The 21288-nt window shown below is 41.3% G+C and carries 25 protein-coding genes; 20 read left to right on the forward strand and 5 right to left on the reverse strand.

The window, feature by feature from the left end; all coding sequences use genetic code 11:
- Nucleotides 1-39 precede the first annotated feature (39 nt).
- Entirely contained in the window at nucleotides 40-951 is a 912-nt protein-coding gene (locus BM210_RS07690) for a Gfo/Idh/MocA family protein (RefSeq protein ID WP_305728463.1), read from the reverse strand.
- Between the two features lie 367 nt (nucleotides 952-1318).
- Between BM210_RS07690 and BM210_RS07695 the strand changes: the two genes are divergently transcribed.
- The 8 genes from BM210_RS07695 (at nucleotide 1319) to BM210_RS35585 (ending at nucleotide 7028) form a co-directional block, all read left to right on the forward strand.
- The gene (locus BM210_RS07695) at nucleotides 1319-1690 is read left to right on the forward strand and encodes a BlaI/MecI/CopY family transcriptional regulator (protein ID WP_091166225.1); all 372 of its coding nucleotides are present in this window, start codon (nucleotides 1319-1321) and stop codon (nucleotides 1688-1690) included.
- Nucleotides 1683-3512 (forward strand): M56 family metallopeptidase, encoded by a 1830-nt coding sequence (locus BM210_RS07700; protein WP_177237698.1) that lies wholly within the window; start codon nucleotides 1683-1685, stop codon nucleotides 3510-3512. Before BM210_RS07695 ends, BM210_RS07700 begins: the two co-directional genes overlap by 8 nt.
- 38 nt (nucleotides 3513-3550) lie before the next feature.
- A complete protein-coding gene (locus BM210_RS07705; RefSeq protein ID WP_091166229.1) occupies nucleotides 3551-4144 on the forward strand; it encodes a stalk domain-containing protein in 594 nt (197 codons plus the stop codon).
- A gap of 290 nt (nucleotides 4145-4434) precedes the next feature.
- Nucleotides 4435-4854, forward strand: a complete 420-nt coding sequence (locus tag BM210_RS07710; protein ID WP_091166230.1) for a GNAT family N-acetyltransferase — start codon at nucleotides 4435-4437, stop codon at nucleotides 4852-4854.
- Between the two features lie 365 nt (nucleotides 4855-5219).
- Nucleotides 5220-5633, forward strand: coding sequence for an FAD-dependent monooxygenase (locus tag BM210_RS07715; protein WP_143101010.1), 414 nt, complete (start codon nucleotides 5220-5222; stop codon nucleotides 5631-5633).
- A gap of 76 nt (nucleotides 5634-5709) precedes the next feature.
- Nucleotides 5710-5886: a hypothetical protein gene (locus BM210_RS07720; protein ID WP_256223342.1), complete on the forward strand. Its 177-nt coding sequence runs from the start codon at nucleotides 5710-5712 to the stop codon at nucleotides 5884-5886.
- A gap of 319 nt (nucleotides 5887-6205) precedes the next feature.
- Nucleotides 6206-6679 carry an alpha/beta fold hydrolase gene (locus tag BM210_RS35580; RefSeq protein WP_256223343.1) on the forward strand — a complete coding sequence of 158 codons (474 nt, stop codon included), beginning with the start codon at nucleotides 6206-6208 and terminating at the stop codon, nucleotides 6677-6679.
- Nucleotides 6666-7028, forward strand: coding sequence for a hypothetical protein (locus BM210_RS35585; protein ID WP_256223344.1), 363 nt, complete (start codon nucleotides 6666-6668; stop codon nucleotides 7026-7028). The genes BM210_RS35580 and BM210_RS35585 overlap by 14 nt, the downstream gene beginning before the upstream one ends.
- Nucleotides 7029-7344: 316 nt before the next feature.
- Here the strand turns inward: BM210_RS35585 and BM210_RS07730 are convergent, their stop codons facing one another.
- A complete protein-coding gene (locus BM210_RS07730) occupies nucleotides 7345-7782 on the reverse strand; it encodes a GNAT family N-acetyltransferase (protein WP_091166232.1) in 438 nt (145 codons plus the stop codon).
- A 463-nt stretch (nucleotides 7783-8245) separates the two neighbouring features.
- Here BM210_RS07730 and BM210_RS07735 point away from each other — a divergent pair, with 463 nt between their 5' ends.
- The 11 genes from BM210_RS07735 (at nucleotide 8246) to BM210_RS07780 (ending at nucleotide 14131) form a co-directional block, all read left to right on the forward strand.
- On the forward strand, nucleotides 8246-8656 hold the full coding sequence (locus BM210_RS07735; protein WP_091166233.1) for a hypothetical protein: 411 nt from the start codon (nucleotides 8246-8248) through the stop codon (nucleotides 8654-8656).
- A 38-nt stretch (nucleotides 8657-8694) separates the two neighbouring features.
- The gene (locus BM210_RS07740; protein WP_091166235.1) at nucleotides 8695-9012 is read left to right on the forward strand and encodes an S-layer homology domain-containing protein; all 318 of its coding nucleotides are present in this window, start codon (nucleotides 8695-8697) and stop codon (nucleotides 9010-9012) included.
- A gap of 7 nt (nucleotides 9013-9019) precedes the next feature.
- The gene (locus tag BM210_RS07745; RefSeq protein ID WP_177237699.1) at nucleotides 9020-9169 is read left to right on the forward strand and encodes an HRDC domain-containing protein; all 150 of its coding nucleotides are present in this window, start codon (nucleotides 9020-9022) and stop codon (nucleotides 9167-9169) included.
- Nucleotides 9170-9477: 308 nt separating this feature from the next.
- Nucleotides 9478-9882 carry a class I SAM-dependent methyltransferase gene (locus tag BM210_RS35590; protein WP_256223345.1) on the forward strand — a complete coding sequence of 135 codons (405 nt, stop codon included), beginning with the start codon at nucleotides 9478-9480 and terminating at the stop codon, nucleotides 9880-9882.
- The gene (locus BM210_RS35595) at nucleotides 9818-10288 is read left to right on the forward strand and encodes a class I SAM-dependent methyltransferase (protein WP_256223346.1); all 471 of its coding nucleotides are present in this window, start codon (nucleotides 9818-9820) and stop codon (nucleotides 10286-10288) included. Before BM210_RS35590 ends, BM210_RS35595 begins: the two co-directional genes overlap by 65 nt.
- 166 nt (nucleotides 10289-10454) lie before the next feature.
- Complete coding sequence (locus tag BM210_RS07755) at nucleotides 10455-10718, forward strand: hypothetical protein (RefSeq protein ID WP_091166239.1); 264 nt, start codon at nucleotides 10455-10457, stop codon at nucleotides 10716-10718.
- Between the two features lie 114 nt (nucleotides 10719-10832).
- Nucleotides 10833-11183 (forward strand): hypothetical protein, encoded by a 351-nt coding sequence (locus BM210_RS07760; protein ID WP_256223348.1) that lies wholly within the window; start codon nucleotides 10833-10835, stop codon nucleotides 11181-11183.
- 234 nt (nucleotides 11184-11417) lie between these two features.
- Nucleotides 11418-11897 carry a MerR family transcriptional regulator gene (locus BM210_RS07765; protein WP_091166240.1) on the forward strand — a complete coding sequence of 160 codons (480 nt, stop codon included), beginning with the start codon at nucleotides 11418-11420 and terminating at the stop codon, nucleotides 11895-11897.
- Between the two features lie 24 nt (nucleotides 11898-11921).
- Entirely contained in the window at nucleotides 11922-12788 is an 867-nt protein-coding gene (locus BM210_RS36185) for an SRPBCC family protein (RefSeq protein ID WP_091166242.1), read from the forward strand.
- Nucleotides 12789-13144: 356 nt separating this feature from the next.
- Nucleotides 13145-13609, forward strand: a complete 465-nt coding sequence (locus BM210_RS07775; protein WP_256223350.1) for an NUDIX hydrolase — start codon at nucleotides 13145-13147, stop codon at nucleotides 13607-13609.
- A 102-nt stretch (nucleotides 13610-13711) separates the two neighbouring features.
- The gene (locus BM210_RS07780) at nucleotides 13712-14131 is read left to right on the forward strand and encodes a stalk domain-containing protein (protein ID WP_177237700.1); all 420 of its coding nucleotides are present in this window, start codon (nucleotides 13712-13714) and stop codon (nucleotides 14129-14131) included.
- A gap of 356 nt (nucleotides 14132-14487) precedes the next feature.
- Here the strand turns inward: BM210_RS07780 and BM210_RS07785 are convergent, their stop codons facing one another.
- Complete coding sequence (locus BM210_RS07785; RefSeq protein ID WP_091166246.1) at nucleotides 14488-14895, reverse strand: hypothetical protein; 408 nt, start codon at nucleotides 14893-14895, stop codon at nucleotides 14488-14490.
- Nucleotides 14896-15248: 353 nt separating this feature from the next.
- Here BM210_RS07785 and BM210_RS07790 point away from each other — a divergent pair, with 353 nt between their 5' ends.
- Nucleotides 15249-19004, forward strand: coding sequence for an S-layer homology domain-containing protein (locus tag BM210_RS07790; RefSeq protein WP_091166247.1), 3756 nt, complete (start codon nucleotides 15249-15251; stop codon nucleotides 19002-19004).
- A gap of 97 nt (nucleotides 19005-19101) precedes the next feature.
- Here BM210_RS07790 and BM210_RS07795 read toward each other — a convergent pair whose 3' ends face one another.
- A complete protein-coding gene (locus BM210_RS07795; RefSeq protein WP_091166249.1) occupies nucleotides 19102-20034 on the reverse strand; it encodes a hypothetical protein in 933 nt (310 codons plus the stop codon).
- 267 nt (nucleotides 20035-20301) lie between these two features.
- Complete coding sequence (locus BM210_RS07800) at nucleotides 20302-21120, reverse strand: effector binding domain-containing protein (RefSeq protein WP_091166250.1); 819 nt, start codon at nucleotides 21118-21120, stop codon at nucleotides 20302-20304.
- Nucleotides 21121-21288: the final 168 nt, after the last annotated feature.

Consider the following 21288-nt stretch of genomic DNA (forward strand, 5'->3'; position numbering starts at 1 on the left):
TTGTTATTGGAGGTCAGGATACCTCGCAAGATGGTTGAATTAGTAAAAGGTTTTTATCGGTTCTCCCGCTTTAAGATAAATGGCATTTATGAGTTCCGTTGTCGTTCTAGCCGAATCTCCATCGATAAATGGTAGGTGATCCTCTTCGATCGCCTGAACAAAATCGGTTGCCAATTTTTCAAACAATGATTCGTTCAATGATTCGTTTTCTGCAAAAACAGGCAGATCGATACCCGGGACATCGAAAGCAAGGATTCCACTATAATTCGCTAATATTGTTCCGTTTGTACCGGAAATAATTTCAATCCATTCCTTTTTTAAGCCTGCACATGCGGTAGAGGCTTGGATCATGCCAATGGCGCCGTTCTGATACTGTACGATCGCGTAACCATGATCCTCAGTCTTAATCTCGTGGTAAACCTGGAACATTTTCGAATCAATGACGTCTTTGTAACCCCCGCAAAACCATAAAGCAAGGTCGATGATGTGACTTCCTTGCTGAATGAAGGATCCCCCTCCATCAAGCTCTTTTGTACCATGCCAAGAATCGTGATAGTATTCCTTAGGCCTAAAATACTTAAGTGACAAATCTACAACAGTGATCCGGCCCAACTTCCCGGAATCGATGATATCCTTGATAAACTGCAAGTGACTTGCGAATCTACGCATGTAGGAAACGGCTAGCTTTACACCGTGTTCTTTGCAGCTTGCAATCATTTCCTGTTGTTTCTCCGTTGAAATATGCAGCGGTTTTTCACAAAGACAGTGGAGCCCCAATCGAGAAGCCTCCATCACGTTCTCATAATGTACTCCGTTTGGGGTACAAATTATAGCAGCCGTTGCTTCCGCATCTTTCGCTACCTCGTTCAGCTGCGTGCCGAAAAAAGGGATACTGAACTCGCTGGCAAATGCTTCAACCTTCTCTGCATCGCGACCAACCACTCCGACAATTTTTGCGTTTTAGACTTTGGAGAACGCTTTGAGATACGATTTGCTAATCCCTCCATGACCGATTAAAATCATCCGTTGTTTTTGCATGTTATGTACCTCCATTAATTGGGCATTTTACGTTGTTAAGAATCAGTGGTTTGCCCCAGTACACCCTAATTTCTACTCATTCTAACTAAAGAGCGGGTGGAGAGTCAATCATTCTTAAACCTGTGAGACTCACACGACGGCTTCGCTACTTCTAATACCGCAACTAAAGGACGTCACATCCAAGGGGAGGATGACTTAAATGGTTATGTATTGTTTTTCGATTCTACATCTTGTATAATAAAAAACAAGTTGTAGAAACGAAAAAAGGAGGAGTGCTGCTATGCAAATTACCAAGGCGGAAATGGAGATTATGCAAGTCGTATGGGAGAGGGGAGAAAGGATGACGACCAAGGAAATTGCGGAAAAATTGCCTGACAAAAAAATCACTACGCTGCTCACCCTCGCTGGCAGACTGATTGACAAAGGCGCTCTGGATTCCATCAAGCTGGGGCGTTCCCACGCTCATGAATATTGGGCGGCCATAAGCGAAAAGGAATATCAAAAATTGCAGACGCAGAGCTTCGTACGCTCCATTCATAACGGCTCCGCCAAAAGCCTGATCAGTGCCTTATTCAAGGATGAGAATCTCACTAAAAGAGATATCGACGAGCTCCGTGAATTTATTAACCGGGAGGCCGATTCTCATGATTAAATGGCTGCTTATGACCTCCCTTACCGGCAGTATTGCAAGTCTATGTCTCATTCTGTTTAAAACAAAGCTTGCTGCAAAATGCGGCGGCCGTTGGTATTATTACGTCTGTCTGTCGGCCTTGTTACTGTTTATCGTGCCGCTCAGTATCAAGGTGCCTGCCCTTATTCCTCAGTCCCTGATTCCTGGCACAAGTGCAGTTTCATTTACCGGAAATACGGCAACAGCCATAGAAACGAAAGCCATGGAACTGCCTGTACGTTCCAGCGAAGGGGTCCCGACTGATCCTTTTAATTTTCCAGTTATATCCTCAGAAACTTGGATCCTGGGAATCTGGGTCAGCGGTTTTGTCATCATGCTGTGCTTGAACTTCTTCAATTACTTTCGATTTAAACGCAAGGCGCTTCAAGGTACCAGCATCGACAAAGTGGGAAGCCTGAATGTGCTGGCCAGCCCTAACGTGCATTCACCAATGTTAATCGGGTTTGTTAAGCCCCAAATTGTATTTCCCAATACGAATATGAGTACGGCGGATTACCAGCTGGCGTTAAGGCATGAATTGATTCACCACAAGCAAAAAGACGCCTGGCTTAAACTTTTTGCTGTGATCGTGAACTGCCTGCACTGGTTTAACCCAGTTTCTTATCTGGCCCTGGCCAATGTAAGCGAAGCCTGCGAATACGCTGTGGATGAAACCCTATCCAAAATGATGCAGCCCATGGACAAGAAGCGCTATAGCGAAATGATTTTGCATTTTGCTTCCCAAGCGTCTCCTGCCTTCAATAGTGGCCTGGCTCAACCTAAAAAGCAGTTATACAGAAGATTTAAGCTGATTATGAATCGGAGTAAAGGAAAAGGACAGGCATTCTCCGGGATCGTGATCGCCGTCATGATAGCAGCCGTATCCCTTTTCTCATCATCTGTGGTGTTTGCGACAGCGTCTCAACCGATTACGGAGTACAGCGGAGGCATTAAGACCTATTACAATGTAAACGATACGTTAGAAGGAAATGTACAATCCACGCTGGGAAAAACCAAAATGGGCATTTTTACAACAGATCTATATATCGATGAAAATGGTTTGAAGCTGGATTCCTTTAACCGCACAGAGCCTTACTATAAGGTAGGTGTCCTATGGAAGGACAAAGACGACTCATCCGTTGCCGAGATGACCACAAAAACATTTTACATACAGGATCGGACCGTAACTGTCGCTTTCGCTGACAAGGCAGCAGCCTATAAAGAGGATAGTGTCATTAAAAAAATGATTGCGAACCAAATTTCTTTTGAATTGAAGTACTCCAACAAGAGATACCAATATGATCATGCTGCATTTATTGACGAGGTTATCCAGCGCGGAGTCTATGTGATTTATGAAATCTTCACCCCAAAAGAATTTACATTCAATCTGTCCAAAACAAAAAACGGCGATATGACCGGCTACAAACAGCTAACCGCCTATGACAAGAAGGCTAAAAATACGGATATTTTCAATAATAGCTTGAAGTTACCGAGCTCTGTAAGTGACGAAAATGCTGACGGTACTCAGGGTGTTCAGCTCGGAAAAGCCTTTGTCATAAAAAGTGGAGAAACCTTAGCCCTCGATGTCAAAGAAACGACGGACATTTCGCCAACGATTAGCTTGGCTGTCATCGAAGATGCAACAGGTAATGTGGTGTACTGGAATCCTGCAGCTCGAAGCGGTATTCGATCTATCTTTACGCCAGGGGAAAGTAACGTGAACCGCTCTTTCAAAATAGTGGCAAGCGGAGAAGAGGAAGATAGGGTGAAAGTCGAAATTTTCACTTATACAGAGGCCCTCTAGAGCAGTCTGATGATACTAAATAAGGGTTAACGATCTAAATGAAACTGGAGCTGATACAATTGTTCAAATCAAAATGGAAGTATAGCGCGCTCAGTTTGCTTTGTGTGCTAGCGATCGGAAATACAGCTTATGCTGAAAGGGAATTCTTTTGGTCGGATGCAGTGCCTTTGCAATCATGTTTCCAAAACAGAGATGGCATTCCTAATAAAATGGGTATAGAGAAAGATGGCAAGAAGATTGAAATAGAACTTCCTTCGTGTGAGGAAGTGAAGAAGAACCAGGTCTTAGTCCTTGTGAACGGGAGATATCTGCATGTCGAAGACAGTGGAGGAGTACCATTTATCGAGAACGGGCGAACCATGGTTCCATTACGAGCCATTGCGGACGTTTTCCAGTTTGAAGTGGGTTGGGAACAAAGCCAAGAGAAGATTACGCTGACAAAGGATGGTAAGAGTATCATCATGCATATCGGTAAGCCTGATATTTTAGTTGATGGTGAAAAGGTGAAATTGGAGGAAGTGGTACCTATGATAAAAAACAATGTGACATTTTTACCCGTACGACAGCTTGCGGAAATACTGGGTATTCAAGTTGACTGGGATGGAAGTACAAGGACCGCAACGTTTAACTAAGGAATCGTTTCTCATACTAATTGTGTCAGTTACACCATATTCGGTCCAGTATTTCTCTAAACGTTTTTATAGCATAGCGTCAAGATTGTTGCCGTCCTCTTTCGCATCAGGTTCTGCCAACACAAAAGCCTCCCCTAAAGGTCCGCTTAATCCCCAGAACCTCCTCCCATGCCTAGCTCAGGCTGCCATTCTTTCTGGGAGTAACAGCGCCCTGCGTAATCTTTGGTTCCACCTGCAGTTTTCACGATATACAGTCGATGCAGGATGTTGAAGAAAGTGAGAGTGAAAATATGAATATTAGAGTAGCAAGTGAATTAGACTACCCGGATTTAAGACTTATATATCTAGAATCTCGTCGTAAAAGTTTTCATTGGGCAGATACAGAAGAAATGACTTTAGAAGACTTTGATAAGCATACTGTAGGAGAGTATATACTTTTAGCAGAGGAAGATACTCATATCCTTGGATTTGCTTCTTTGTACCTGCCAGATGATTTTATACATCATTTATTTGTTCACCCTGATTTCTCAGGTAAGGGTGTTGGTAGTCAATTGGTTAATGCCTCCATAGAAAAAATGAATAAACCAGTAAGATTGAAATGTGTATCCGAAAATCAAAAAGCGATGAAGTTTTATGAGAATAATGGTTGGAAGAAAGTTGTTGAAGAAGGTAAACCAGAAGAAAAATATTGGGTTATGGTATATGAATAAGGTTTTTTCTGAAAAACTATAAAAGATGAACCAAACATTCGGAAAGCAGGGAGACGCTGCGAAAGCAGACCCTTCTTCCAATCGCTGTTGCAGCCAGATTCTTTGGATTCTTAGCCCTAAAGGGGTAAGAATCCGTCTGCAAAGGCGAACACTTTGTTTCTCCAGAAGGGTCCGCTTTCTCCGCTCGGGCTGTGTGTTTCTTTGGTTCATCTTATATAGTAGTGTATATTCAGTTTAAAAAATTATTGTATTCTATGCATTGTAATCAGTATCCTAAAAATTCTTCCTTACCCTAGCGTGATAAAAAAGCTTATTTCTCTATCACGATCGCGGATAAGTCGTTGATCCGGGAGAATACAACACAGATGTACAATGAGCCGGGCAAGGCGGTCTTTCTGAACGCCTACAACAATAAAACCGATATCGTCCTCTGTTTTTTTTCGGAGAAGGAGATCCCTTACGACTACCGAAACGAAGAACAGCAGCGGAATATAATTTTGAATCAGTTTTCCGGACTAGGCTGGAGAACGCCGGAATTGCTGGGAGAAGTGAAGAACTCGAAAATTTTTTACTTTGACAAGCTGTGCCAAATGAAAATGCCGTCGTGGACAAAAGGCAGGGTAGCGCTAGTCGGTGATGCTGGATACTGCGCCTCTCCGGCTGCTGGCATGGGTGGATCACTGGCAATAGATTGGGCGGCCGCCTTGGCTGATGCTTTCCAAAAAAGCCATGGCAATTTTGAACTTGCGTTCCAAGAATGCAAACTAAAGTTAAGCTAACGGGAGACGAGAGAATATTTGTTTTATGAAAGGAGATATGCTTATGGGTATAGCATATAGGTTAGGATACGTAGCTATGGTGATATGGTTATTCTATGTGCTTTATGCCATACAACACGTGGATGCATGGAACGATGACGGTAGGGCTGCAATCGGTATTTTTATTGGTTTTGTCGGATTGATTGTATTCCCCGTCTATTTTGTTCTTGTTTATCTTTTTGGAAAAGTAGTACGGGCGGGGAAACATCGCTAAGCTAAAGGAACGCTAGCACAACAATAAGCAATAAAGATTAAACCCTCACAATTCTAGCAAAGCTAGAGATAACTTATAATTGGGAGGGTTTTTATTATTTTTATTATGACATTGAAGGATTTATGGATGCTGTATGAAGCTGCGAAGAGTTCTGTCTAACTATCGTTGCTGATGTATCAAAATAAATAATTAAGCTAAAATTAAGATACTGTTTTCTCTTGGGTAAGTTGAACATTTATTAATGCAGGGGAGCATCAGGAGCGTATCTGTTTACTTACAAGGAGAGTGTGATAGATGAAAAAAATGGTGTAAAAGATTATTGAAGACGGTTATTTTCGGATTGCTGGCTATTCTTGTACTTCTGGGATCAGGCGCGGTCTATGAAAAGGTGAGAGCCGGGAAGGATCTGAAATCTTACACCCCTAGCGGCAAGTTGTACAATGTGAATGGGGAAAACATGCATGTATACGTCGGAGGTCAAGGGGATGTAACAGTTGTATTCGCTTCTGGATGGGGCACGGCCAACCCGTATGTTGATTTTTTCCCGCTGTATGAGAAGCTCGCGCCACATGTTAAATTCACAGTTTATGACCGGTTCGGTTATGGGTACAGTGATACGACGGACAAGAAGCGTGACATCGATACAATAACGAACGAAATTCACGAAGTGTTGCAGGCGTCCGACCAAAAGCCGCCTTACCTGTTAGTGGCTCATTTCGCTAGGATCACTCGAAACACTCCGGTTTGCCCAGAAATACCCGGACGAGGTAAAGGGCATCGTGATGCTGGATAGTGGAAGTCCGGAATATTACTACGATTTTGCTGAGACGCCAGTAAGGGGTGGCTTAATGAATCAGTTGCTCATCAAAACATGCGTGCTTCGGATGCTTTTTCACTCTGAGAGTGTTATCGAAAGCTCACGCTCAATTCGCAATGGCTTGAAGTTCGTGCCGGATGAACTGAAGAAAACTGACCTGGTAGCCACACTGCTTAAACTTAAAAATGCCAATATAGATGACGAGCTCCGTCAATCCAAGACAAATGCGAAAATCGTTTTGGATGACAAAAAGCCCTTCCCTTTCCCGCTTACCGTGTTGACATCGGATTATTTAGGGATTAAAAATGACGTTTGGAACCAATAAGAAGAGGAATTTACTTCCTGGTCCTTGCAAGCGAAGCAATCGTTGGTTAAGGATACCGAGCATTATATTCATCAATATCGCCCTGATCTTGTTGCAGATGAAATATTGGCCTTGGCCAAACGGTAGACTTTCTGACCGTAACCATACATCAAAGAGCCTTATCGATAAAGAATATATTCTCAGACGTTCTTAGTCCCTACAGCGTAATACGCAAATAATGCTGCGTCAAAACAAGTTGTTGAAATGCTAGAAACAGAGATTGGAGAAGAAAAATCTAAGATTTGGTAGAGAGTGCTTATTAGAGGAAGTTCTAGCATCAAATATTTATTGACATATAGTTCTTTCCTTCAACAAAACCAAGACTTTCATACATCGGTTTAGCCATATCAGACGAATGTAGCAGGATTTTTCTAATTCCTTGTGTCTTCAAATCGTCAATTGCTTCACTAACAAGTTTGGAACCTATACCTTGACGACGGTAATTTGGGATTGTGAAAACATTAGTCATGTATGCAACCAATCCAGAAGGATTTTCAAATCGAGGTGCAAATCGACATAAGCAAAAACATACTGTTGATACAACTACTCCGTCATCATCAGCAACCCATACAACGAGTGACTTGTCTGATAGTGAGGAATCAAAGTAGTCTCTAAATGTTTCATCCATACTACTGTTGTCCTCATGACATAGTAATATCTTACGAAATATAATTAACTGCGGTATATCGGTTGTAATAGCTTTTCGAAACAGCACGATTGACTTCCTTCCTGTTCAAAAAATAAATTTCTAAATACTAACTACTAGCTGAATTATTGCTAGGGTCTTTATTCTTTTTAGTGAGGGCTTTTATAAACCTTTTGTTGTCCACGGCAATTACCCTCTGCTTAGAGAAAAGTATATATGCTTAATCGCTTACTTACCTTTCTTTACACTATACATATCGAACAGCTTTAATTGTACCATAAATTTACATCATTTGTTTTCGTATTGCTTTACATTTCATCCATAGTCGGTCGGTGGAAGTGCTTACGGCAAATGTGAATATGACATGCCCATAGATGATGTAACTCCGCCCCCACCCTAACTTTAGAACATCACCAGAACGCCTATAAAAGCCCTCTAAGCCGTGTTTCAATTCTACACGAATTTCGTAAGAATGATGTAGAGATCACATTCGGCTATATAACCAGTACCAATGATGGAATCATTATTATGAATGGCTTCAGCTTTGATTATGGAAACAGCTGCGGATGGAACGAGCGTTCAGAAGCTGGATCTCCCTGAGCACATTTTGGATCAAGCTGCGGAACAGCTGAAGGACTCCGCTAAGGCAATCATTATTATTAAAATGGCAGATACGAAACGGTCTGTGCAAGTACAGCTCTCCGGGGCATCCATCGCAGCTATAGCGAGCGCGCTCCCCAGCGCCGATATCGAAGTCGAGCTGAGCGGCTCCAGCTTGCAGCTGAAAGCGAGCGTAATTGACCTTGGAGGCATAGCCAAACGCCTCGGTGTGGCCGTTTCTGAAGATCGTTACGACTATGGAACGAGTAAGCGATTCTGTGCAAACGGAGCTGGAGCGGCTTGCCACAAGCGCGCGGTTCCGTGTGGCAGGCAGCGCCGTTGACTTTCATGTGAGAGTCGAGGCAGCGAGCGGCCAATTTGTTGACATACGAGATCTCGGCGGATCGGTTTGAGCCGACAGCGCGGATTACACGTGAGCAGATGGCGGTTATGATCGCCAGATCGTTTGCTTTTGTTTCCGTTAAATTAAATTTGCCGGGGAACAGCCAGTCACTTGCCGCGTTCGCCGATCGCGAATCGATCTCTTCCTGGGCGCAGTCTGCAGTCGCCGGATCGGTGGAGGCGGGAATTATCGCCGGTATGGACGGCGGACGTTTCGAGCCGCAGCAGTTTGCAACCCGGGCCCAAGCCGCAACGATACTGAAGAGATTGCTGCAAAAGGTAGATTTTATCGAGTAATCCGGCTTTGCAGAAGCTGCGCAAATGGAGAAGGCAGCAGGCTGAGGAGGAAGGCAAGTCGCCGGTCATCGTTGCTTTAAACAAGCTGCTGCGTTTGATCAGCGCTTTCGCTCCGCAGTCTGTCGGCGAAATGTCGATCAATTTGTATACAGATTGACAATTTAATAATGAATTAAAAATAAACACATCGCATCGTCAAAACAGACGACGCGATGTGTTTATTTTTGTCGGGAATAGGATAAGGTTCTTGTTGTCATTTATTTATATTAGATGTCGGACGACACAAATATTGTCCGTTTTTTAATGCATATGAAATAACTGCGTAGACTAAAAAGTGGTAAACGCTATTAAACTAACGTTCAGGATAATTACATATTGACCATAAAATGGAACCTGTTACAATTACATATATGATGCATTTGTAATATATTACGAACTAAAGATTAACTATATAGGAGGAATATTATGGAGGATTTAGTCGTAAAAAAGGGCAATATATTATTAAATTCAAGAAAAAACACTCTTGATAATGAAGGGGTTTTAGAACAAAATAAAAAGTTTTGGGATAATACTGCTGACAAATGGGTCGGTGTAACTGCACTCCCAAAACTCGGATGCTTGATACCATCCGAAGAAGATTTACATTTGTTTAGTGATGTGTCTGGTAAAAAAGTTCTTGAAATTGGTTGTGGAAGTGGGCACTCTCTTAAATATCATGGTGACCATAATGCATCAGAACTTTGGGGACTTGATATGTCAACACAGCAAATTGAAAATGCAACCAGTTATTTAAAAGATTGTGGATATGAAGCACATTTATTCAATAGTCCCATGGAAGAGAATCCAGGTTTACCAAAAGGGTTATTTTGATATTGTTTATTCAATATATGCAATTGGCTGGACTACCGATTTACAAAAAACATTTAATTTAATCGCATCCTATTTAAAAAAAGATGGTATCTTTATATTTAGCTGGGATCACCCTGTTATGAGATGTATGGAAATTGAAGAAGATAATCTTGTAGTTAAAAGCTCTTATTACGATGAAAATCTTTTTACGTTTGAAAAATACGGCTTTGATGTTTCACTCAGCAAAAGGAAAATTTCAACGTATATTAACGCTTTATCTAAAGCTGGATTTTTTATTGAGGAAATGATAGAAGAAACTGATAAACAAACTCTTGAAAGTGAGAGTAAAGTTGAACAGAAATATCATTCTGCTTTCATTGCGAAAATGTTTCCTCTGTCCTTCGTGTTTAAAGCAAGAAAACTTTAATTGGTAATTAATGAGTAATTTGCGGTTATATAAACTGCAATCTTTATATTATACGCAGCAGTGGCTTTTAAAGGATTGCCTGTGGGTTGAGAAAATTGAAGTAAAACTGCGTCAATGACATTCTACGGTAGATTGGACAAGCTCTCTGTAAATAATGTGACATAGAATGCTGTTGGAAACCCTATTCGAAACAAAGAAACAAATTCAAAGTTTAAATCATGCTCATCAAAATGCAGATATTATGTTGGGACAACCTAAAGCTACGTTTCCTGATTTCAGAATAATAGGCATTGCTAATGAGGGTAAGCAGTCCTTCTCCGTAACTGTTTGGAATGGAGGGATGATTGAAATTAACATTACGTATTATACTCTGACTGAAGAAGGAAAAAACATTATTATGACGCTATTAAAGCATGCGGGAGCGAGTTAATTTGTAAAAAAGCTAAACTAACGAAGAACGCTAGCACAACAATAAGCAATAAAGATTAAACCCTCATAGTTCTAGCAATGCTAGAGATAACTTATACTTGAGAGGGTTTTTATTATGACATTGAAGGATTTATGGATGCTGTATGAAGCTGACAAACGTATTCTGGGATTCAGCACGCATACAATGAAAGCATACTTTCTACAACTAAAGATGTTGGTTGAGGAGGATGCTATTCATCTTAAGATTACCTGTCGATCTCACCGTGAGCATGCTCTGTTGGTATTTCTATACTGCACGGGCCGCCGCGTTGGAGAAGTGCAGAAAATAAACATTGAAGACGAACTGGGTATACTTGGGCATGAAAAAGCTGCACTACACAGATTTATGTGCAGCTGCGCGAAGAGCGTAGGAGAGAATTATATCGCCGTTATTTTTAGGGAAATTCATTTGTTACTTCTCAAGTAATGGGCAGTTATGTGTGAAACTGATCACATACAGAAAGGTATAATGGTTAGTGTGGATTGTGTAAGAATGGGGGATAACATATTGAAGGACTCGTATGAATGCCTCACCGAAAAATTGAAGCTTCCTGAATTGAAATCTCAAGACTAAATTAACGAACCTCTTGCACCTTACGTAACGTCATGTTTTATACTAAATACACCGGTAAATAGCTAGCGCCAAAGAAAGGAGTGGGTCATGCAGCAGCATTGGAAAGTGGGGGCTCTTGCCAATATGACCGGACTTACAGTCCGCACCCTGCGGTTTTACGATCAGATCGGCTTATTTTCACCGTCAGGGCATTCCGATACCGGTCATCGGTTGTATAACGAAGCCGACATCAAACGGCTGCAACAAATCTTGTCTCTAAAAGATTTGGGCTTATCTCTTGAAGAAATGAAGTCGGTACTTAAAGGGCATACGTATAGCCCGTCTGATATCGTGGATATTCAGATTGAAAGGGTCCGGAAAAATATAAAAACCCAACAGAAGCTTTTGGCTGAACTCGAACGCGTGGCCGAGCGAATGAGCCATCAGGATCCGCTTTCAATTGACGCATTTATTTCATTACTGGAAACGATGAAGGTAAGCCACGAAAAGTATATCATTGAACATCGCTTGAATTGGGAACTTCGTTTCGATATGCTTGGCGATTTTCTAAACGATAATTTGACATGAGATCTCAATGGGGAGGATTTACTTATGAAACAGCGATATACGACTCATTCTACATTCCAAATTGAGCGCATTTACCGTGCCGCTCCGGAACGCGTATTTGCCGCATGGTCGGACCGAAGCGCCAAAGCTCGCTGGTTCCAGCCTGCCGATGAATTCGATTTTCGCATTGGCGGACGTGAATTGAGCCGGGGGGGCCCTCCAGGCGGACCTGTCTATACATTTGAGGCCTATTACCAGGAAATCGTGCCCAATGAACGTTTAGTATACACGTATAGTCTGGACCAAGGAGAAATCCGGATATCGGTTTCCATCGCAACTATTGAATTTATGCCGACTAGCGATGGCGTCAAATTGATATTTACAGAGCAAGGAACATTTTTCGACGGTTACGATACGCCGGAACAACGCGAGCATGGAACTAAGGAAATGCTGGACCTTCTCGCAAAATCTCTTGGAGAAAGCAACGCAGCTACCTTCGAACTTGTGTCTCGTCGGAAGTTCGGTGCTCCTCGGAATTTGGTATACCGGGCTTGGACGGAGCCGGAACTTCTCGCGCAGTGGTGGGGACCTAACGGTTTCACGAATACTTTCCACACTTTCGATTTAAGACCCGGAGGCTTCTGGGAATTTACGATGCATAGCCCTGACGGAGCCGACTTTCCGAACCGAAATGTATTCCTTGAAGTCGGGCCCGAGAGTATTGTGCTGCGACACGAATCCAGACCTCACTTTATCCTGACTTTCACATTCGAGGACGTTGATGGTGGGACAGAGATTACTTTCAAGCAGACTTTCGAAACAGAGGAAGAATACAACAAGCTCAAGCCCATTTGCGAAGAAGCGAATGAACAGAATTTAGACAGGCTCGGATCGCTCTTGAACAGGCTTTAACGAATAGGTTTGACAAACGTCAAATAATTCAGTTGCTCATACCCATATGCAGCTCAAACGTTAATTAGAATAATGCGTGAAAAAGCTACGTGGAAACGATAGTGTGATGAAGATGATAGGAGCTGTCGCCGTAGCGATTTGCTCCTATTTTTGTAGTAACGGGGAGGATAGTGTAATCATTTCACGAATAACTATTTAAGTATAAATTACTAAATTAGTAAAAAAAGGTATATTAAATTATTGCAATTCTCGCTTTACGACGAATTTATGGATAGGCAAACTACATTATTAAAGTAAGATGATGGATTATGATGATGAAGAAAAATAAATTTTACGCATATTGAAGGGTGGAAATAATGATGGGTTACATTCAAAATATAAGGAAAAAGATTGGTCATGATAGGCTGATTGCCGTTGGGGCTGGAGTTTTTGTTTACAAAGACGGTAAGGTCCTATTGCAAAAACGAAGAGACAATTTATGTTGGGCATTGCATGGCGGTGTGGTCGAAATAGGCGAGGTTGTTGAAAATGCTGCAAAACGCGAATTACTTGAGGAAACCGGACTGATTGCCGGTAAACTTGAACTTTTAGGTGTTTTCTCGGGTGATAATAGGATGTATACATATCCAAACGGTGATGAAGTATATATAATCGGTATCATTTATATATGTCGAGACTTTGCAGGAGAATTATTACCTAAAACAGACGAAACGGTAGAACTTAAATGGTTCGATATTGACGATTTACCAAAAGAAATAAGCCCACTCAACGTAGTGCCCATGCAAGCTTTTGTAGATTATATAAAGCGTACAAACCCTTAAGGTAAAAAATATTTTCAAAAAAAAGACATCCCAATAAACCAGGGAATTATGAAACATAGCAGGCTAAATACGCTATACATCATAACAAAAGGTAGGTACAAAATGAGAAAATTAATTATAGGATTTATAATCGGATTAATTGTGTCTTTAAGTACTGTAGCTTATGGTTCAAGTCCCATTCAAGATTTCTTGTCTTCAGCAAATTTTAATTTTAACGGTAAACCTACAACACTCAGTAATGAATACTCTGTAATAAACTATAACGGCCATGTGTATGTTCCAATTCGTTTTGTTGCTGAAAATTTAGCGGCTATAGAAATTAATTACGATGATGAAACGAAGACAATCAGTGTTGAACAATCTAGTATAAAGTTTGATGAATATATTAATGCACCTATTCCGTTTGTTGCCTATGAAAAAAAATCAATGGAAATGTATGGATGCAAGATATTCCATTACTTCAAGGTAGTGCTTGCTGGAAAAAATGCATTGAATCAATTAAACCAGTACCTGAATTTGTGAAACAAATAGAATATCCCCCTGTCATTGTTAATCAGGAATCAACTGTTATAGTTAAATATCCAAATGGCTTAGAACCTTCAAAGATTGAAAGCTCAATAGTCACAGGTGAAGGGTACAAGATGGTTGATTTCAAAAGCATTAATATTGAGAATAATCGCCTATCATTACCACAAGAACCTGGAAAGTATTCTATACTAATGCAATCGGCATGGAAAACGGGTACGACTTCCTACATTTTTGTGGTAGAAGTTAAATAATTATCAAAGTGTGTGGAAATTCGACGAAACTGTTTAATCTTGTTTAAAAAGCATTTCACACCATGATGCTGGACTCAACGGGATTTGTTAATCATTAAGCTAACGAGCAGTTATGGTCAATTCATACAACTTTATTAAATCCATATCCTCCATATTTATTAACCATACCAATGTATATAGCCTATCACCTTTAATACCTATGATTCTGGTATTGCTTTGTATTGGAAATGTATAATCGGCTTTTTCAAATGGCTTATTCAATGAATCATCTTTACCTTTATAGGGAACGTAATAAATTTTATAACCATTAATTGTATCTAAATATTTTATTTGTAAAGAAAATAATTCTAATTTTGAGTATTCATGATGAGATCTGAAATCTTTGATTAATCGTTCATCATGATCGTCTATATTGTTATATCTATCTACATAATCAAAATTAACATCAGTAATAGGTAAAGAAAACAGGGTTATAACTAATAATTGTAGTGCGATCTCTTTGATCATGATAAACCTCCTATACATATTTTTAATTATAAACCAATATATGTAATGATATTAAACTATTTTATGCTGACAATATAGTATTCGTGAAGAAGAGATTGGGGCTACGTGGCTATATGTTGGAGGAACTACAAGGTTAGGATTATGGCTTCCACGAGAGTGTAATCAGAACCAATTCATTGAAAATAGTAAGGTTGGAGTTGAACATTAGGAAACCTATCCCATTAATTTTCCCTAATATCTTCTAATTATAGGTCTTTTATAGTATAATGTTTTTTTGTTGTCGAATTAGTCATACACGTGGAGTAGGACTAAGGTTGGCAAAACATCATACATAGAGATAAGGAGACCTACTTATGCAACAAAGATCAATAAGCAGTAAGATCAGTACGATGCTAGTCTTTGCATTACTGTTATACGCTTTTATGCCCGTTTTAGCTTTTGGAGCGGCAGCAGCACAGTTTAAGGACATTGCAGGTTCGTATGCACAGAAAGAGATTCAAGAATTGGTTGATGCAGGCATCATTTCCGGCTACGAGGATAATACGTTCCAGCCACAAAGTGCGATGACTCGCGCCGAGCTTGCCAAAATCATCGTATTGTCAATGGGCTTACAGGAGAGTCCTGAAAAGGCATCGACATTCCTAGATGTTGATACGAAAAGCTGGTACCGTGGTTATGTTGGAGCATTAGTGAATTCTGGCATTACCCAAGGGACTTCCGATACGGCATTTTCGCCAAACGCAAAAGTGACTCGCGAAGAGCTGGTTGTCTTTTTTGTGCGTGCTTTTGGTTTGGAAGAAGCGGCCAAAAAACTTGCTCCAACTACGAAGCTGACGGATATGTCGATCGTTTCTGATTGGGCAAAAGCGCATGTTTCGTTGGCATTCCAAATGGGCTTTGTCCAAGGCATCGAGGGGAATGACGGAACGCTGAGGTTCAGCCCGAAGGAAAACGCTGAGCGTCAAGCGTTGGCACGTCTGGCTTACGAATTTAAAACTGAAAAGTCCAAGTACCTAGATAAGGCGAAGGAGCTTGCCGGAGCAGTGGACAAACAGTCCGAACAAACTCCTGACACGGAAGATGCTGCCCCTAAAACGGATGCGGGTTCCAACGGAGGTAGTTCCGGAACATCTTCATCGCAGAAGCAAGACACCAGCCAATATTTCGCAGTTAGTTCGGTTCGCTCATTGGATAATACCACGGTACAAGTGACTTTGGACAAAATGGTCATTAATCCCGTTTTTGTCCGTACGTTTAGTGCAGATGGTGATTTAACCGTTTCAAAACAAGAGGTTAAGATTGGAACATCGGAGGTCATACTGACGACAAGTGCTCAAAAAGCCGGTCAGTTGTACAATTTGAGTTACAATGGCGCAGTTACTGACAAGACCTTTGAAGGTACTGCAACTACATTGACGAAAGTGGAAGCAAAGGAATATGTGGAGGACTACCAACTGGTGCAAGAAGGTACATATGGCACCGAGAACGTTGCGGGTATTCCAGATGGGGCCCAACCCAAAACAGCTACATTTAAGGGGAATCTGCTTATTGCTGGCCCTGGGATTACGCTGAAAAATACAACGATTGAGGGAGATCTGATTATCGGGGCTGCTGTCGGCGAGGGAGACGTTACTCTTCAAAACGTCGAAATCAAGGGAGCAACCATTGTTCGCGGTGGGGGATTAAACAGTATCCACTTGAACGACACAATTATGGTTAGCATCATCGTGGACAAGCGCAGCGGTGCGGTCCGTTTGGTGGCTCAAGGAAACACGGTTGTAAGTGGGGAAGTGACTCTGCAATCTTCTGTAAGTTTGCAATCTCCAACTACAGGAAACGCTGTGTTCGGCAGAATTAACATTGCTTCCAGTATGCCTAGCAATTCCACAGTGCGATTAGAAGGCGTATTTGAAACGGTTGATGTTATCGCAACGAATATTGCTATTTCCATTCCATCCGGAAGCGTGCAGAACTTGACACTTAGACAGGAAGCATTCGGAACGGCACTAGATTTAGGGAATTCGACAGTGGGTTATTTGGATGTTCAATCCATGCCTTCTCTTATTTCCGGTTTTGGCATCATTTTAAATGCAAATTATGGATTGCAAAATGTACCATCGGAAATTGTTGCCGTGAATACAACTGGTTTCGAGCCAACGATTGTACCCCCAACAGGAACGCCGAGACTATATTTTGGAAACTTGACGAATGGTTCACTGCAACTGAGATTTAACCAAGAGGTAACCAATTTAACGTCCGAGGATTTTGTTGTCAGCGCCACGCTTAATAATCAACCGTTTACGTTAGAACAGCTGATATTCAACAGCGCCGAAAACACATTTGCGTTCACACCCCTAGATGCAGGGCAACATCACGGTAAGGAATTAATGGTGAATGTTGAACCGGCGGCATCTACAAGCAAATTTGAACGAACCACCTCAGCTAAAGTGGTTATCACAGGTTTTGAAGGTAACATTATTGATGTGAATAATAATCCGGTTGCTGGAGTTACGATTCAATTCAGACGTGGCATCGGAAGCACGATTGGCACAATATTGAAAACAGTTGTTACCGACAATAATGGTCATTACCAGGTAACCCTGCCATCGGGTACGTATACCGGTGAAATTACTGCGCCTGGTTTCATTACGACTTATCTGGTAGGAGTTGCTGCTGATAATACGTATAACAGGAATGAAAATGCAACAGCTATTCGTATTCCTGGAGAAAACGAGACCCGTATTGTATTAGTATGGGGAGCCAGCCCACGAGATTTGGACTCTCACTTGGTAGGACCGCAGCCAGATGGGGTAGGCCAGTTCCATACTTGGTATGGTGGAAAGACTTATTACTATAATAACACCCTTTTTGATGACCTGGATCTTGATGATGTATCTTCTTATGGACCTGAGACAACAACAATTCGCCAAGATGTATATGGCACTTATCGCTTTTATGTTCATAATTTTTCAGGCGACAGCGCACTTAGTCAATCCGGTGCGGTTGTAAAAGTATTCCGTGGAAGCAACCCGGAGCCAGTTCGCACGTACAATTTGCCGGCAGGAAATGGATCCGAGAGATACTGGGCTACTTTTGAAATGACAATTTCACCAGATGGCACAACTTATCAAGAAATAGGACAACTAGTTAACACCGAAGCACAAGCAAGGGGCGACGAAAGCCTGAATACTGCCACGCTTAGCTCAAGTGTATATAATGTTAACAATGCGAATAACCTTATCTCCAACGTTCCGGAAGGTACTCCGGTAGCTGACTTTAAGTCAAAGCTAAGTGCTCCTTCCAGAGTTACATTTAATGTATATGAAATCGATGGCTTGACTATTAAGGAAGGCAACGTTACAAATACAGATAAGGTCATAGTTACTGCAGCGAACGGAATTACCAAGAAACGTTATTCCATTTCGACAGTGGGCTCATCAGAGAACATCCCTGCAACAGTGACTGGCTTGACGTATGATTCCATTAAGGCAACAGGCATTCAATTGAAATGGAACGCTAATACTGGAAACAATACCGTCGGTTATGCCGTATACCGCAACGGAAGTGAAGTGGGAAGGTCGATCGATGCATCTTATACCGATACGGGACTGATTGCCGGAACTTCCTATATCTACACCGTTAAAGCTTATGACGCTGCTAACCGTTATTCCCAAGAGTCAGCTGAGCTGCGGGTAACTACACCAATCCAACTGATTGTAAAAGAATTGCGTGCTTCAGCTGACGCCAACGTATCTGCTAACGTGTATGGTCCATTTGTTAGAGAAAACGCTACTCAAAAATTCATAGTAACAGGCGATGTTCCAAGTACGGATTATCTTGTTGTGAAATTTAGCAATGAATTGGGTCAGAATCTAAATGGATTGTTAACACTCAATAATGGTTTGACTATCGATGGTTTTGCAGGTGGAACGGTACAAGCATCGGTATATCAGAATGTGTACGTCGTTTTTAAATTCTCCGCGGGCTTGCCATCTGCAGGAACCGAGCTTTCGCTTTACCTTAAAGGACTGCAGTATACTGAATCAAATCATATAGTTGATGTTGAACCTGTGCTTCTTCTAGTTAGACGAGAAGAGGAAATTCAATAGAAGCTTTGGAGCCAATCTATAGATTGGCTCCATTTTTATCACACACAGGCTCACTGCTCATTAAGTTCATGATTTGGCTTAATCCCTGTCATTCCCGTTATAAAGATAAAATAGCGGTTTCAATTTCTCCTTCAGTATCTGCAAGTAACTCCAGTGTTTCGGCTAAATAGTTCCATTTTTTACCAACAGCCAAAGATTGACATTTACCAAATAATTGAGCTTGGTTATTTTTTAATGTGGTTAGTTGTGTATGTCTGCCATTAAAGAAGGTTGAAAAATCAAGTGCTCGTCTCGCCCCTACGGGAAAGGCAAAGTGTATTAAATGCCCGATTTCTCCATTGTCAATAATTCCATTTCTGATGCGTTCAGCCTTTAACCGAATTGCATTTCTCCCCACAGGTTTATCTTCCTTAAAGGCATATTTCTTCTGTTCCTCATAATTCACTTTGAATAGTTCAACCGCATTATTATATAATTCATCTTTTGTTGGATTCGATATTCGTTGAGGCGATACCCAAGACCGGTAAGAACCACTACTCCAAGTTATTTTCTCTGCTTTCCACGCTAATTCTAACTGTTCTAGAGAGAGCCAGACATAAGGAAATCCTGCTGGATCATGCAACAGTATTTCCTTCTCGTTAATATCTAATGCTAATATATAATGGTCACAACCACCCAAATTACGATAATTTGGATTGTAATTCAGATGCCCCATATCCAAGGGTCCCAACATGACTGGAGAAATTAAAAGGTCTGTTTTTAACTCCTCTATTGGAATTTGTTCCGATTCCTTACTTACTTTCTCTATGACATTAAACCCTAAAATCTCAAACGCATGACAAACGCCTCGATCTGGACTGCTTGTACAAGTATCGAAAAAGATCATGTTATTTCGCTCAAGGAAAGCACCTAACGCAAATCCAGTAATAACTTCAATTAAAGAAGGAGAAATATACTCCCCGATTGTTGAAAGCAGCATTGATGCGGAATTTGCATAGCAATACGCGCCATTCCCATGGTATATAGTCATTCAATCACTCCCTTTTCATTACGACTAATACTGGTCCAACCAGTTTTTATAAAGTAGTTATTGAAGCGTGAGGCCAATGGACAAAGTGCTTCTGTAAAACTATATAAGATGAACCAAACATCCGGACAGCAGGTAGATGCTGCAAAAGCGAACACTTTGTTTCTCCAGAAGGGTCCGCTTTCTCCGCTTGGGCTGTATGTTTCTTTGGTTCATCTTATATAGAGTTTAACAATGTTAGCATTTGTTGAAGAATGCCCTTGCTAATGGTCATAATATTTTTACGGGAATATACAAATCGATTTGTGTTTTTTCATTGTCAATGCCTAAAAATCGTTCATCGTACCTTTCGAAGTCGATTCCTTGTATGGGCTCAAGACCATGAATGGGCAACCACCTGCTGTAGATAAGTTCCATTGTTTCCCCGATCCGGTTTAGATTGCCGAAGTGTGTGAACACGGCATAATGTTGTGATGGTAGAGTGAATGCGATCATCCCCTGCGGAACGAATGTCCCGTCCGTTCTAAAACCAGCGATATAAGTGAAATCTCCATTCAAATCTGGATTACAAATACCGTAAGAAACTTCGGGTTGCAAACTGATGCATTGAACCTCGTGCTCCCGCCTTATGAATCGGTCCCACATTTGTGGAATGCCACCGTCACTACTTTTGCTATTCCATTCCATTCCTACAACAATAAAAGAGTCCTTTTTTTCTATCTTTGGTTCGATGATCAATCCTCCCGTATTAGAAATATGCTCAACCATATGTTGAACCGCAGCCAGGTGTTTCTGTTGGCGTGTAATTTCATCCTGAATGCTCTCTGCATGCTCTAAGAGTATAATCTTCACTTTCTCAGCATCATTGAGTGTGCCGTTCAATTTGAGCTGACGTATTACCTCAATGCCGAGCCCCATTGAGCGAAGTAACAGAATTCGACGCAGTTCAGGTAGTTGCGCAGATGCGTAGTAACGATAAAGGTTATCGTCATCTACTCTTTCCGGCGTAAATAAGCCAACGGCGTCATAGTGCCGTATCGTTTTAGCGGACACGTTAAAAATACGTGCCAGTTGTCCAACAGTTAACATTGTGGATACCCCCTTTACTTGGATCTGATTTCATCTTATAAGATTACCGTAAGGGAAAGGTCAAGACCTACCGTAATCTTTTTCAACGGTTTCTGTTAAGCTGAGGTTGAGTGGGAATAAAGTATTAGACTAGCGATTGATTACTCAACTTGTATGAATTCCCACTCC

It is taken from the genome of Paenibacillus sp. 1_12 (assembly GCF_900114475.1).
GTDB lineage: Bacteria > Bacillota > Bacilli > Paenibacillales > NBRC-103111 > Paenibacillus_S.